Origin of the sequence: Amycolatopsis sp. NPDC051128, from assembly GCF_040682715.1 — a bacterium.
In the GTDB taxonomy this organism is placed as follows: Bacteria; Actinomycetota; Actinomycetes; order Mycobacteriales; family Pseudonocardiaceae; genus Amycolatopsis.
The window spans coordinates 1-14,044 of sequence record NZ_JBFBBN010000014.1 but is presented as its reverse complement, the minus strand read 5'-3'; the positions used below and the strand labels follow the sequence as shown (position 1 = coordinate 14,044).

The following is a 14,044-nucleotide window of genomic DNA, read 5'->3' as shown; positions in this document are numbered from 1 at the left end:
CCACATTGGGGCGCTTCAGTTGCGGGCCGTGCGGGGCCAGGGGTTGGCCGACTCCAGCTGGGCCGCCAAGCCCAGCAGCAGTGACTCCGATCCCGGGCGGCCCACCAGCTGCACCGCGGTCGGCAGGCCCGTCGCCGCCGCTCGGCCCGTCGGGACCGTGATCGCCGGGTAGCCCGCCAGGTTCCACTGGCCCGTGAACCCCGCCAGGCGCGTCGATGGCACGACGTTCGACAGCCACCGGCGCTCGTGCCAGCGGCCCGCCTTCACCGGCCAGTGCGAGAGCGTCGGTGTCATCAGGACGTCGTGGCCGTCGAAGAACTCCTCCGCCCGCTCGAGCCAGCGCTGCCGCGTGCGTTCGCGGATCAGGCCCAGGCGCTGGATCAGCCGGCCCGCGCGGACGTGCGCCCGCGTTCGCCGCTGCAGCGAAGAGAAGTCGAAGCCGGTGGCCTGGAGCGCCGGGCCCGCGACCCAGCGGGCCGTCATGCCCAGGATCATCGTCGCCGGGTAGCGCGGCGCTCCCGGGGAAACCGTGTGGCCGGCCGCGGCCAAGAGGTCCGCCGCCTCCGAGACCGCCGCGACGAGCTCACGAGGCACCGGGGTGTGGAGCAGCGGCACTGTCGTCGATGTCGCGATGCGCACCGAAGACGGCGTCGGCACCGAAGCCAGCGAGGGCTCCGAAGCCAGCACCGAAAGCAGCAGCGCCGCGTCGGCGACCGTCGTGGCCAGCGGGCCGTGCACCGACATGCCGAACCAGCCGCCCTCGGACAGCAGGTCAGCGCCCGGCTTCAACCCGACCAGCCCGCACATCGCCGCCGGGAGCCGGATCGAGCCCAGGCCGTCGGAGCCGTGCGCCAGCGGCACCAGGCCGGCCGCCACCGCCGCCGCGCTACCCCCGGACGAGCCGCCCGCCGCGTACGTCGGCTCCCACGGGTTGCGGGCGATGCCGTCCGGGGTGTCGCTCATCGGCCAGACGCACAGCTCCGGCACCCGCGTCAGCCCGACGAGCACCGCGCCGGCGGCCCGCAGCCGCGCCGCGATCACGCCGTCCTCCCCGAAGGGTGAAGACGGCCCCGCCGCCGAACCGTGCGAAGCGAACTCGCCCGCGATCTCCGTGACGTCCTTGACCGCGACCGGAACGCCGGCCAGCGGCAGCGACGCGAGGTCGGGCCGGGCGGCGATCTCCGCGGCTTCGGCCAGCGCCTCGGCGGCGCGCACCCGGCGGAAGGCGCCGACCACGCCGTCCGCCGCCGCGATCCGGTCCAGCGCCTCCTTGGCCACCTGCACCGGATCGAGGTTCCCGGCCCGGACGGAGGCCGCGATTTCCACTGCGGTCAGCACCATGATCGTGACCCTAGCCCCGATCAGGGGATCCGAAAGCCACGAAAGGGTGACAGTGACGCAGGAAACGTCTCAGATGGCGCCCGCCCGCAGCGCGTAGGCGACGGCATGGGCGCGGTTGTTGAGGCCGCAGCGCGTCATCAGTCCGTAGAGGACGTTCTTCACGGTTCGTTCGGAGTAGCACAGTTTCGCCGCGATCTCCTCGGTCCCGAACCCCTCGGCGACCAGCCGCAGCACGTCGCACTCGCGGGCCGCGAGCCCGGACAGCGTGAGCCCGTTCGGCTCCAGGACGTCCGTGCGCATCCGCTGCACCTGCGACAACAGCGCCCCCTGCAGCCGCGGCGGCAGGTTCGCCGTGCCGTCACCCGCGCCGAGCACCGCCGTCACCAGTTCGGCGCCGCCCGTCTCGCGGCGCGGCAGGATCGCCACGACGCCGCTTTCCAGCGCCGCCATCAGGTCGCTCTCGCGGAAGTGCTCGACGACCAGCACGACGTGCGACGCCTTGGCCGCGCGGATTTCGCCGAGCACGGCCTCGGTGACATGGTCCTCCATCACCAGCAGCACGTCGGGCACGAGGTCGGTGACCCGCACGTCCGGATGCGCTTCGAGGAGGCTCACCGCGCCGGCGTGCGTGATCGGGTCCGAGGCGAGGACGGTCACTTCGACGGGCTTCATGGTCGCAGTGTGGAGGGCGCGTCTTCACGCCTTCCCTATTCCGTCTTCACGCGCGTGAAGGTCTCACCAGCCCCCGGGCGAAGCCGGGTCGCCGCCGCCGCGGGCCAGCTCGCCGAACGCCTCCCGCGCCCGCTCCAGGCACTCCGGCATCCGCTCGGCCGCCCTCCCCCAGTCGCGCTTGGCGCGCAGGTACTGCTCCCGCGCCTCGCCGGTCCAGCCGGCCAGCCCCGGTTCCACGCCCGCCTCCAGCTCGGCGAGCAGCTCGCCCAGCTCGCCGCTGATCGACCCCAGCCGGTCCAGCACGAGATCGGCGAAGCCGACGTCGAGTTCGTGCCGGGTCATGGCACGCGCTGCCGCGGCACGCGGCCGCCGGTCGTCTCGAGCAGCCGGGCCAGCCGCGAGAGGATCACGTCGAACTCCTGCTCCCAGTCGCGCATCGCCTGGCCGAACCGCACCGCGGCCTCACCGCGCCACGATGCCTGCACCGTCGCCATCTCGCTGTTGACGTCGCGGAGCCGCGAATTGGCCGCCTCGATGGCGTAAGCGAAGAGCGCGGCGGCCCGACGCATGTCCTCCGTCTGCGTGGCTGCGGCCATTCGGGACTCCTCGGCATCTCGGCGTCCCGAGCGTCGCGTACCGGACAGCCGAACGAAACCCCGGCCGCGCGCCGTTGCCCGAATGTCCGCCATCCTTGCCTGCCGGTTCACGGCTTCCGCGTATGCTCACGGCAGACATCCGGCGCGTGACACTTCGTCGCGCACGAAGGGAGACCGATGTCGGCCGCGGACGGCTCCGCACCGAGACTCCAGCTGCTGGGCCCGGTCAAGGCCTGGCAGGGCGAATCGGAGCTCGAGCTCGGCTCCGCGCACCGCCGGACGGTTCTCGCCGCACTGGCGATGCACCCGGACCGCACCGTCTCGCGCGAGGAGCTGATCGACGCCGTCTGGGGCGAAGCGCCGCCGCAGAGCGCGCAGGGTTCCATCTACACCTACATTTCCGGGTTGCGGCGCGCACTCGAGCCCGGCCGCGCCAAGGGCGAGGGCCCGCAGCTGCTCGCGTCGATCGGTTCCGGTTATTCGCTTCGCCTGGCCGCCGAAGCGATCGACGTCCACCGGTTCGAAGCGCTGCGCGAGCAGGCGCAACGCAGGCAGTCGGCCGGCGATCTCCGCGGTGCCCGCGAAACCCTCGACGAAGCACTGGACCTCTGGCACGGCGTCCCGCTGTCCGGCCTGCCCGGGCCGTTCGCCGCCGCCCAGCGCGCCCGGCTGGCCGAAGTACGGCTGGCGACGATCGAACGCCGTGCCGAAGTCGTGCTGGAGTCGGGTGGGCACACCGAACTCGTCGCCGAGCTGACCGCGCTGACCCGCGAGCACCCGTTCCGCGAGACGTTGCGCGGGCTGCTCATGCGCGCGCTGGTCCAGGCCGACCGGCGGACCGAGGCGATCGCGGTGTACGCCGACGTCCGCGACCGGCTCGTCGAGTCGTCGGGCACCGAGCCCGGCCCGGCGCTGAGACGGCTTTACGAGCAGCTGCGGGAAAAACGGGCCCCGGAACCGGTCCCGCCGTCGCCCGCACGCGTGACGCGGTTCCCGGCCACGTCGCCGCCGGAACGCGCGGACCCCTTCGTCGGCCGGGAGACCGAGCTGGCCCGGCTGCGCGAAGCGGTCGACGACCTGGGCGCGGGATCCGGCCGGTCGCTGTGGCTCGAAGGCGAGCCGGGCAGCGGCCGCACGGCCCTGCTCGCCGAGGTGCTCGCCATGGCGCAGGACCTGAACCCCGCCTTCGCCGACGCGGACGCGCTGGACCAGCGGTTCGCGCTGCGGCCGTTGCTCGACGCGCTGGGCGTGCACCCGCGGGCCACCGACGAGCGCCGCGCCGGCCTGGCCGCCCGGCTCGCCGAGCGACCCGGCGAGGACCCGGTCGACGGCGTGCTCGGGCTGGTCCGCGAACTGTGCGCGGAGGCCCCGCTGGTGCTCGCGGTCGACGACCTGCAGTGGGCCGACGACGCCACCCTGCGGGTCTGGCGGTACCTGAGCCGCGAGACGCGGCAGCTGCCGCTGCTGCTCATCGGGGCGTCCCGGCCGGTGCCACGGCCGGCCGCGCTCGACGATTTGCGAGCCGAAATTGACAACGATGACATCCGCGTCCTCGCGCTGCCGCCGCTGGCCGAGACCGCCGCGTGTGAGCTCGCCACCGAACTGGTCGGCGCGCCGCCGGGACCCAGCCTGCGGCTCCTGGTGTCCTACGCGGCCGGAAACCCGCGCTACGTAGGGGAAATCGTCGAGGCGCTGCTCGCGCGGTCGATGATCGTGCTCGACGGCGTCCACGCGCACCTGGACGGCAACGCGTGCGAGGCCATCCCCGGGCCGCTCGCGTCGCGGATCACGCTGTACCTGAGCTTCCTCTCCGTCGGCGCCCGCGACACCCTGCGCTGGGCCGCGCTGCTCGGCCGCGAGTTTTCGCTGTCGGACCTCGCCGTCGCGACCGAGCGGCCGCCGACGGCCCTGGTCGGCACGGTCGACGAGGCGATCACGTCCGGGGTCCTCGTCGAATCGGGCGACCGGCTGGCGTTCCGGCACCCGGTGCTGCGCCGCGTGCTCTACGAGAAGACGCCCGCGGCGATGCGGGTCGCGTTGCACCGGCAGCTGGCCGAGGCCTTCGTCGCCGCGGGAGCGCCCGCCGACCGCGTCGCCGAGCAGCTCGCCGCCGCGCCCGCTCAGGTCGACCCCTGGGTCACCGCGTGGCTGCTGGAGCACATCGGCGCGGTCGCCACCGAAACCCCGCGGGTCGCCGTCGACCTGCTGCGCCACGCCGTCACCCAGGGCACGCTGCCGCCGGACGCGCGGGAGTCGCTGACCGCGACCCTGGCCCGGCTGCTGTTCTGGCTCGGCCGCGAGCCGGAAGCCGAGGCGCGCTCGGTCGTCGCGCGGACGTCCGACAGCAGGCGTGCGGCCGAGATGCGCTGGATCCTGGCCTACATCTACTACCGCCGCGGCGACTTCGCCGAAGCGACGGCCGAGCTGAAGCGGACCCTCGACGACGCCGACGTCCCCGAGATGTGGCGCGGGCGGCACGAATCGCTGCTGGCCACGCTGGAGCGGCTCGGCGAAAAGACGGTCCTGGTGCCGGCCGGGCTGCACCCGCTGGCCGACGCGGCGCTGTCCGTGCCGAACCTCGACAGCCTCGACGAAGCCGCCGGGCCCCTCGACGCCGCCCGGCGGATCGCCGCGACCCGGGCGGTGCCGGGCGAGATGCACCTGGCCGGCGCGGTGCACTACTACTGGCTGGGCCGCTGGCCCGAGGCGCTGGCGGAGCTGGACGCGGTGATCCGCGACGGTGCGGAAACCGCGTCCTACGTCCTGCGCAGCCCGGGCTCGGCGTTGCTGGTGCACGGCGTCGGCGCGCTGATCGCCGGCCACCGCGGCGAGCCGGCGCTGGCCAGGACGCACGTCGACGCGGCGGGACGGCAGCAGTGGCCGCCGGGGCTCGAGCCCGACGGCGGTGACTTCCTGCTCGCGGCCCGGGCGCTGCTGGCCGAACAGGACGGCAGGCCCGAGGCGGCGCTGGCCGCGCTCCTGCCGCTGCTGGAGGAGAACCACCCGCCCGCCGCGCGTCACCAGTGGCTGCCCGACCTGGTCCGGCTCGCCGGGCGGCTCGGCGAGCGGCAGCTGGCCCACCAGGCGCTGCGCCTGCTCGAACCCGAGGGCGACGTCCCGCCCGCGCACGCCGCGGCGGCGGCGCACTGCCGCGGCCTGGTCACCGGCGACCCCGGGCCGGTGCTGACCGCGGCCGGGCACTACCGGACCGCCGGCCGGCTGCTCAAGCAGGCCAAGGCGACCGAAGACGCGGCGATCCTGCTGGCCGAGTCCGGTGAGCTGACCGAGGCGCGGACGGCGTTCCGCGCCGCGCTGACCGCCTACACCGGCATGGGCGCGGTCTGGGACGTCCGGCGCGCCGAGGCCCGGATGCGGCCGTTCGGCATCCGGCGGGCGAACCCGGTGCGGTCCCGCGCCACCGCCGGCGAATGACGCCGCGGCCGAGGCTCGGACTCACGCGAGTTCCGTGAATGTCGCATTGAGGGACTTCAAGTCCCTCAATGCGACATTCACGGCCTTGGGCGGAACCCGGGTGCGAGCAACCCGGCGAGGGGTTGCCACGTCAGTAAGGTCACCGAAGTAACCGAGAGATGTCCCTGGGGGATGGGGTCTGGGGCGCGGCCCCAGAGGGGACGGCGACGTGCGAGGGGATGCGGAGACCGGTCTGCGGGTGGGCGTGCTCGGCCCGTTGCGGGCCTGGCGCGGGGCGGCCGAAATCGGTCTCGGCCCGGCCCGTCAGCGCGCCATCTTCGCTGTGCTCGCGGTCAACGCCGGCCGCCCGGTCCCCCGGGGCGAGCTCATCGACGGCGTCTGGGGTGCTTCCGCGCCGGCGAGCGTCGAAGGCAGTGTCCACACCTACGTCTCGGGGCTGCGCCGGGCGCTCGAACCGGACCGGTCGCGCTGGTCGGCCGCCAGTCTCCTGGTGTCGGGCCCGGCGGGCTACTCCTTGCTGCTCGGCGAAGACGCGCTCGACGCGGCCGTGTTCGAGCGGCACCGTGAACGCGCGCGGCGGCACCTCGACGAGGGCGATCCGCGGGCGGCGGTCACCGAGCTGGACGCCGCACTCGCGCTCTGGCAGGGCGAAGCCCTCTCCGGGGTGCCCGGCGGGTTCGCCGAGCGGCACCGCGAACACCTCGCCGAACTGCGGCTGAACACCCTCGAACGGCGCGCCGAAGCCCTGCTCGCCCTCGGCGGGCACCTCGATCTGGCGCCGGAGCTGGCGGTGCTGGCCGGTGCGCACCCGCTGCGGGAGTCGCTGCGGGAGTCGCTCATGCTCGCGCTCTACCGCAGCGGACGGCATGCCGACGCCCTCGACGTCTTCCGCGACACCCGCGCCACGCTCGTCGAGGAGCTCGGCGTCGAGCCCGGCCCGGCGCTGCAACGGCTCCAGCAGCGGATCCTCGCCCAGGACCCGGCACTCGACGCGCCCGCCGCGCCGGTCGTCGTCACCGGCCACCGGCTCTTCGGGCGGGAAACCGAGATCGCCCGGCTCGCCGAACTCGTCGACGACGTCCGCGCCGGCCGCGGCCGGGCCGTGTGGATCGAGGGCGACGCCGGGATCGGAAAGTCCCAGCTGCTCGCCAGCTCGCTGCCGGATGGCCCCGGTTTCCAGCGGCTCTGGGCGGCCGCGGACGAGCTGAGCACCCGGTTCCCGCTGCAGGTGATGCTGGAGTGCCTGGCGATCGACGCGCATTCGGCCGACCCGCGGCGCGCGCGGGTGGCGAAGGAGCTCTCGGGCGAGGGGCCGGTGTGGCGCAGCTGGGGGCCGGCCGACCCGGTGCTCGGCGCCGTCGACCGGCTGCTGGCCCTCGTCGACGAGCTGTGCGCGCACTCCCCGCAGGTGCTGGTGATCGACGACCTGCAGTGGGCGGACGAGGCGTCCGTGCTGGTCTGGCACCGGCTCTGCGCGGCGACCCGGCAGCTGCCACTGCTGCTGGTGGCCGCCACCCGGCCGGCGCCGGACCGCGCCGAGCTCGCCCAGCTCCGCCGCGGCGTCCAGGCGCGGGACGGCGTGCTCCTCGACCTCGCGCCGTTGACCGGCGAAGACGTCGGCAGGCTGATCGAGGACCAGATCGGGGCGCGGCCCGGGCCGGGGCTGCGCGAGCTGGCCGCCCGCGGCGCGGGAAACCCGTTGTACGTCAAGGAGATGGTCGACGTCCTGCTGCGCGCCGGCGCGATCGAGGTGACCGGCGGCGAGGCCGACGTCGACGACCCGGCGGAGTTCGAGGCGCCGCGGTCGCTGGTCGCCGCGGTCGACCGGCGGCTGGACTTCCTCACGGCGCGGACGCAGGAAGTGCTGCGCTGGGGCGCGCTGCTGGGGATGGAGTTCGCCGTCGGCGACATCGCCGCGGTGCTCGGCGCCCGGCCGTCGGACCTGCTGGAGCCGCTGGAAGAAGCCGTCGCGGCGAACGTCCTCATCGACACCGGGACCCAGCTCGCGTTCCGGCATCCCCTGCTGCGCCAAGCACTTTACGACCGGCTGCCGGCCGGGACGCGGGCGGCGCTGCACCGGCAGGCCGCCGAGGCGCTCGCCCGGATCGGCGCGCCGGTGAAGCGCGTCGCCGAGCAGCTGGTGGCCGCACCGGCCACTGTGGACGCCTGGGTGCTGGACTGGCTCGCCGGGCACCACGCGGCCGTGTCCCACCGGGCGCCGCTGATCGCCGTCGAGCTGCTGGAACGGGCACTGGCCGCGTGCGCGAGCGCCGACCCGCGCCGGGAGGTCCTGCTCGTGGCACTGGTGAAGGTGCTGTTCCGGTTGGAACGCAACCCGGAAGCGCTGACGCGGCAAGCACTCGAGGCCGCCACCGACCCGGACGCCCGCGAGGAGATGCGGCACCTGCTCGCGGCGATGCGGCACCGCCGCGGGGACACCGCGGGCGCGGTCGCGACGCTCGGCGCGTCGCTCGACGACCCGGCCGTGCCGGAGCTCTGGCGGGTCAAGCACCGACAGCTGCTGGCGAACTTCCGCCGCGGCGATCTGGCCGACCTGGACGCCGCGGAAAAGGCCGCGTACGAAACGAAGTCGCTCGCCGGGGGCGACCGGTACCTGACCGCGCACTCGCTGCAGACGTTGTGGCTGGTCGATTCCGTGCGCCGCGAGCACGACAGCGCGCTCGCCCACATCGACGCGGCGATCGAGGCCGTCGGCGACGAGCACGAGCTGGCCGACCTGCATCTCGACCTGCTCGACAACCGCGTGTTCACGCTGCAGAACCTCGACCGGCTGGCCGAGGCGGGCGACGCGCTCCGCGCGGCGGGCGACGTCGCCGCGCGGCACTCGATGCCGGTCGGGCTGCAGGTGTCCGCCGCGGTGCACCGGTACTGGGAAGGCCGCTGGGACGAGGCGCTGGTCGAGCTGGACACGGTCATCGAGGACGGCCCGGCGATCACGTTCTACGGCCTGCGCGAGCCCGGCCCGGCGGCGCTGCTGCTGCACGGCGTCGCGGCGCTGATCGCGGGCCACCGGGACGACCGGGCGCAGGCCGCCGCCCACCTCGACGCGGCGGAGAAGTACGCCCCGGCGACCAGCGCCGAGCGCGAGAGCTTCGACTTCCTGCTGGTCGCCGACGCCCTCGCCGCGGAGCAGCGCGGCGACCGGGCCCGCGCGATGGCCGTCCTCGAACCGATCCTGAACCCGACGTACGCGCGGATGATGCTGCGGCACCAGTGGCTGCCGACGTTCGTCCGGCTGGCGATGGAGCAGGACGACGTGGGGCGCGCCCGGCGTGCTTTGGGCGTCTGCGAAGAGGAGTCGGCGAAGGAGCGGCGGCCGGCGCGGGCGCACGCGGCGGCGTCGTGGTGCCGCGGGCTGATCGAGGAGGACCCGGCGCCGGTGCTCGCGACGGCCGAGCACTTCCGCGCGGTCGGCCGTCGCCCGGAGCTGGCTTCGGCGCTGGAGGACGCGGCCGTGCTGCTGGCCCGCGCGGGCGGGCTGGACGCGGCGCACGCGGCGTTCGAGGAAGCGGCGGAGCTGTACACGGCGTTGTCGGCGCGCTGGGACCTGCGCCGCGCGGAAACCCGTCTGCGCCGTCTCGGCGTGCGCCGCGGCGCCCTGTTCTCGTCGATCCGGCCCGGGCACGGGTGGGAGTCGCTGACGCCGATCGAGGTCCGCATCGCGAGCCTGGTCGCGGAGGGCCGGTCCAACCCGGACATCGCGGCCGAGCTGTCGTTGCCGCGCCGGACGGTCCAGGCCCACGTGGCGAGGCTGCTGGGCAAGCTGGACACCCCGGCACGCTCGGGTGTCGCCGACGCCTTCCGGCGGCGGGCCTGACGACACGCCTAGTCCGGCAGCGCGTTGGCCTTCGCGACCCGGCCCAGGAAGCGGCCCGACTCCTTGACCGTCCTCGCCTGCGTCTCGAAGTCGACGTGCACCAGGCCGAACCGTTGCGAATACCCCATCGCCCACTCGAAGTTGTCCAGCAGCGACCACGCGAAGTACCCGCGCACGTCCACCCCGGCGCGGATCGCGTCGTGGACCGCGCGCAGGTGCTCGAGGAAGTAGTTCACCCGGGCCGCGTCGAAGACCCGGCCGTCGGTCACTTCGTCCACAAAGGACGCGCCGTTCTCCGCCACGACCAGCGGCAGCCCGCCGGATCGGCCGGAGACCCAGCTCAGCAGCGAGGTCAGCGTGGCGGGCGCCTGTTCCCAGCCGAACGCCGTCAGCGGGCCGGGCGCCGGGAGCACGTCCAAGCCGCGCAACCCCGGTAGCGGGCAGTTGCTCCGCGCCAGCGGGTCAGCCAACGGCGTGACGCGGGCGGGCGCGTAGTAGTTCACGCCCAGCCAGTCGATCGCCGCGGCGATGACATCGGTGTCGCCGTCGCGCACCGAAGCCGCGAACCGGCCGCCGTGGTGGGAAACGTCCGCCAGCACGTCGGCCGGGTATCCCCGGCCCAGCACCGGGTCGAGGAAGAACCGGTTGTGGATGCCGTCGAACTTCCGCGCCGCCTCGAGGTGGGCCGGCGAAGAGCCGTCGGGAACAGCCGGAGCGAAGTTCAGCGCCAGCGAGAACTCGTGCCCCGCCTGCCCCGCGAGCGCGCGCACCGCCAGACCGTGGCCCAGCAGGAGGTGGTGCGCCGCGACCAGCGCCGTGTCGTGGTCCTGGACGCCCGGCGCGTGCACCCCGCTGCCGTACCCCAGGAACGCCGCGCAGAACGGCTCGTTGATCGTCGTCCACTGGTTCACGCGGTCGCCGAGTGCCTTGTGCACCACGGCCGCGTACTCGGCGAACCGGAAAGCGGTGTCGCGCGACGGCCAGCCGCCCGCGTCTTCCAGCGCCTGCGGCAGGTCCCAGTGGTAGAGCGTCAGCACCGGGACGACGTCGCGGCGCAGCAGCTCGTCGACCAGCCGGTCGTAGAAGCCGAGGCCGGCCGCGGACGTCGTCCGGCCGTCGGGCATCACCCGCGGCCACGCGACCGAGAAGCGGTAGGCACCGAGGCCCAGATCCGCCAGCATGCCGACGTCCGACGCGTACCGGTGGTAGTGGTCGCAGGCGACTTCGCCGGAAGTGCCGTCCAGCACCTTGCCCGGAACGGCCGCGAAGGTGTCCCAGATGGACGGACCCCGGCCGCCCTCGGCGACGCCGCCCTCGACCTGGTACGACGCGGTCGCCGCGCCCCACAGGAAGCCCGGCGGGAAGGAAAGATCGGTCATACTGGCGCGCCTTTCAGGATCCCGCGGACGATGTGCCGGCCCAGCAGCAGGAACAGCGCGACCACGGGCAGGACGCCCACGGTCGCGCCGGTGAGCATGAGCGCGTAGTCGGTGTAGTAGCCGCTGGCCAGCTGCGAGAGGGCGACCTGCACGGTCGGCGTTTCGTTGGGGTCGAGGATCACCAGCGGCCAGAAGTAGTCGTTCCAGGTGGCCATGAAGGTGAGCATCGCGAGCACCGCCGCCGCGGGCCGGAGCGCGGGCACCGCCACGTGCCAGTAGGTCCGCAGGATCGAGCAGCCGTCGACGGTCGCGGCGTCGACCAGGTCGGCGCTGATCGCGTTCTCGCAGGCCTGGCGCATCCAGAACACGCTGAACGCGCTGACGAGCGCCGGCACGATCACCGCTTCGAGCCGCCCGTACCAGCCGAGGTCGCCGACGACGAGGTAGAGCGGGATGACGCCGAGCTGCGCCGGCACCATCGCCGAGCCGACGACCAGCAGGAACAGCGTGTCGCGGCCGGGGAACCGCAGCCGGGCGAAGGCGAACCCGGCGAGACTGGACAGGACGACGTTGGACACCATCACGGTGCCCGCGACGATCAGCGAATTGCCGATGGCGAGCCAGAAGTCGACGGTGCCGAAGACGCGGCGCACGTTTTCGACGAGGTGGCCACCCGGCACCAGCAGCGGCGACGTCTCGCCGATCGCCGAGTTGTCGCGGGTGGCCACGACGAACGACCAGTACAACGGGAACACCGACGCGCCGAGCACGCCGGTCAGCACCGCGTACACCCAGCCGCCCGGACGGCGCCGCCCCGTCACGCCGCCCTCACGAACCGGCGCACCAGCCGGTGGTTCACCAGCGCGAACAGCACGCAGATCACGAACATCACCCAGGTCAGCGCGGCCGCGTAACCGGCGTCGAAGTGCGTGAAACCCTTCTCGTACAGGTACATGACCAGCGTCTGGAACTGGCGGTCGTTGCCGCCGGTCCCGCCGGATCCACCGCCGTCGAACAGCTGCGGCTCGGCGAACAGCTGCAGGCCGTTGACCGTGCCGGCGATGGCCGTGAAGGCCAGCGCGGGCCGGATGCCCGGCACGGTGACCGACCAGAACGTCCGCCACCGCGAAGCGCCGTCGAGTTCCGCGGCCTCGTACAGGTCGGCGGGGACCGCCTGCATCGCGGCCAGGTAGATCAGCGCGTTGTAGCCGGTCCAGCGCCAGAGCACCATGCTCGCGACGGCGAGATGCGACGTCCAGGTCCTCGCCTGCCAGTTGACCGGCGCGACGCCGAACCAGCCCAGGACTTCGTTGACGACGCCGTAGTCGCGGCTGAACAGCTGCCCGAACACCAGCCCGATCGCGACGACGGAGACGACGTTCGGCAGCAGGATGCCGGTGCGCCACCAGGTCGCGGCGCGCAGCGGCCGGTCGAGCAGCGCCGCGATGCCCAGTGCCAGCAGGAATTCCGGAATCGCGGCGAGCAGGAAGATGCCGACGGTGTTGGCGAGCGCGTTGTAGAACCGCGGGTCGGCGAGCAGGTCGCCGTAGTTGGCGAAGCCGAGGTGGCCCTGGTCGCCTTCGAGGAGGTTCCAGTCGTGCAGCGAAACCCACGCCGTGTAGAGCAGCGGGAAGGCGCCGAAGACGACGAACAGCGCGAAGAACGGCGCGACGAGCAGCAACGGCGTGACCTTGCGGTCGAAACGGGCGAGCCGGTGCCGCACGCGTGACTACTTCAGCGCGGCTTGGGCCAGCTGGACGGCTTCCGCCCAGGCCAGCTCGACGTTCGTTTCGGTGCGGTCTTCGATCCGCCCGAGCGCGCGGCCGAACTCCGGCCGGACGTCGGCGTCGCGCAGGCCGCGGTAGTTCGGGCGCAGCCGGTCGGCCGAGGCGGCGAAGATCCGCCCGGTCGGCGCGTCGCCGAAGTACGGGTCCGTGTGGGCGACGACTTCCGGATCCTCGTACACGGCGGGTTCGCTCGGCAGGATGCCGTCGGTGAGGAAGAGCTTCTTCTGCTGCTCCGGCGCGGTCAGCCAGCGGGCGAGCTCGTAGGCCTCCTTCGGGTGCTCGCCCTGCTTCGGCACGGTCAGGAACGAGCCACCTTGGTTGCCGCTCTGGCCGGGCACGGTCGTGACGTCCCACTTGCCGCGGTTGGCGTCGCCGCCGGCCTCCTTGATCTGGCTGAGCATCCAGGCGGGGCACGCGACGGTGGCGAAGGAGCCCTGTTTGATCGCGACGTTCCAGGCTTGGGTGAAGGTGGTCGCCGCCGCGGTCTGCCCCTTCGCGGCGATGCCGCCGGCGAGGAAGAAGGCATTGCGCACGCTCGGATTGCGGTCGGCGACGAAGGAGTCGTCCCGCTGCGAGAAGTAGTTCTCCGGCGACTGGTTCAGCATCGCCGTGTACACGGTCCCGGCGGAGTCCGCGAACTTCACGCCCGGCGTCTTGCCGGTGAATCGCTCGGCGGTGGCGGCGTAGGCGGCCCAGTCGGGCATCAGCTTCGCGACCTCGTCGCGGTCGACCGGCAGGCCCGCGGCCTGGAACAGGTCGCGGCGGTAGCAGAGCGCGAGGCTGCCCATGTCGGTGCCGAGGCCCAGCACGAAGGCGCCGTCGGTGCCCTGCGCCCACTTCCAGGGCGCCCACTGCCGTTCGAGGTCGCGGGCGCCGAAGCCGGCCAGGTCGGCGAACTTGTCCTTCGCCTTGCGGTACTGCGGGATGTACTGCTCCTCGATCGCGACGACGTCGGCGGCGCCGTGCCCGGTGGCGAGCTGCGTCGCGAGGCCCTTGTGG

At 73.6% G+C, this 14,044-nt stretch carries 10 protein-coding genes; 2 read left to right on the top strand and 8 right to left on the bottom strand.

Annotated elements, in window-relative coordinates; translation table 11 throughout:
- Positions 1-15: 15 nt before the first annotated feature.
- The 4 genes from AB0M82_RS16895 to AB0M82_RS16880 form a co-directional block, all read right to left on the bottom strand.
- Positions 16-1,341, bottom strand: a complete 1,326-nt coding sequence (locus tag AB0M82_RS16895; RefSeq protein ID WP_364722386.1) for an amidase family protein — start codon at positions 1,339-1,341, stop codon at positions 16-18.
- A gap of 69 nt (positions 1,342-1,410) precedes the next feature.
- Positions 1,411-2,013 (bottom strand): response regulator transcription factor, encoded by a 603-nt coding sequence (locus AB0M82_RS16890; protein WP_364722384.1) that lies wholly within the window; start codon positions 2,011-2,013, stop codon positions 1,411-1,413.
- A gap of 63 nt (positions 2,014-2,076) precedes the next feature.
- Entirely contained in the window at positions 2,077-2,355 is a 279-nt protein-coding gene (locus tag AB0M82_RS16885; RefSeq protein ID WP_364722382.1) for a hypothetical protein, read from the bottom strand.
- A complete protein-coding gene (locus tag AB0M82_RS16880) occupies positions 2,352-2,609 on the bottom strand; it encodes a WXG100 family type VII secretion target (protein WP_364722380.1) in 258 nt (85 codons plus the stop codon). Before AB0M82_RS16880 ends, AB0M82_RS16885 begins: the two co-directional genes overlap by 4 nt.
- A gap of 177 nt (positions 2,610-2,786) precedes the next feature.
- Between AB0M82_RS16880 and AB0M82_RS16875 the strand changes: the two genes are divergently transcribed.
- The gene (locus AB0M82_RS16875; protein ID WP_364722379.1) at positions 2,787-6,041 is read left to right on the top strand and encodes a BTAD domain-containing putative transcriptional regulator; all 3,255 of its coding nucleotides are present in this window, start codon (positions 2,787-2,789) and stop codon (positions 6,039-6,041) included.
- 238 nt (positions 6,042-6,279) lie between these two features.
- The gene (locus AB0M82_RS16870; protein WP_364722668.1) at positions 6,280-9,879 is read left to right on the top strand and encodes a BTAD domain-containing putative transcriptional regulator; all 3,600 of its coding nucleotides are present in this window, start codon (positions 6,280-6,282) and stop codon (positions 9,877-9,879) included.
- An 8-nt stretch (positions 9,880-9,887) separates the two neighbouring features.
- Here the strand turns inward: AB0M82_RS16870 and AB0M82_RS16865 are convergent, their stop codons facing one another.
- From AB0M82_RS16865 to AB0M82_RS16850, 4 genes are all read right to left on the bottom strand, one after another.
- Positions 9,888-11,258: a GH1 family beta-glucosidase gene (locus AB0M82_RS16865; RefSeq protein WP_364722377.1), complete on the bottom strand. Its 1,371-nt coding sequence runs from the start codon at positions 11,256-11,258 to the stop codon at positions 9,888-9,890.
- Positions 11,255-12,079 (bottom strand): carbohydrate ABC transporter permease, encoded by an 825-nt coding sequence (locus tag AB0M82_RS16860; protein ID WP_364722375.1) that lies wholly within the window; start codon positions 12,077-12,079, stop codon positions 11,255-11,257. Before AB0M82_RS16860 ends, AB0M82_RS16865 begins: the two co-directional genes overlap by 4 nt.
- A complete protein-coding gene (locus AB0M82_RS16855) occupies positions 12,076-12,981 on the bottom strand; it encodes a sugar ABC transporter permease (RefSeq protein ID WP_364722374.1) in 906 nt (301 codons plus the stop codon). Before AB0M82_RS16855 ends, AB0M82_RS16860 begins: the two co-directional genes overlap by 4 nt.
- Positions 12,982-12,987: 6 nt before the next feature.
- The coding region (locus AB0M82_RS16850) for an extracellular solute-binding protein (protein WP_364722372.1) at positions 12,988-14,044 on the bottom strand (1,057 nt) is incomplete at its 5' end.

Bases quoted from the DNA above. Each gene is read 5' to 3' on its own strand.
- AB0M82_RS16895 (WP_364722386.1), bottom strand. From the start codon at position 1,341: ATGGTGCTGACCGCAGTGGAAATCGCGGCCTCCGTCCGGGCCGGGAAC.
- AB0M82_RS16890 (WP_364722384.1), bottom strand. From the start codon at position 2,013: ATGAAGCCCGTCGAAGTGACCGTCCTCGCCTCGGACCCGATCACGCAC.
- AB0M82_RS16885 (WP_364722382.1), bottom strand. From the start codon at position 2,355: ATGACCCGGCACGAACTCGACGTCGGCTTCGCCGATCTCGTGCTGGAC.
- AB0M82_RS16880 (WP_364722380.1), bottom strand. From the start codon at position 2,609: ATGGCCGCAGCCACGCAGACGGAGGACATGCGTCGGGCCGCCGCGCTC.
- AB0M82_RS16875 (WP_364722379.1), top strand. From the start codon at position 2,787: ATGTCGGCCGCGGACGGCTCCGCACCGAGACTCCAGCTGCTGGGCCCG.
- AB0M82_RS16865 (WP_364722377.1), bottom strand. From the start codon at position 11,258: ATGACCGATCTTTCCTTCCCGCCGGGCTTCCTGTGGGGCGCGGCGACC.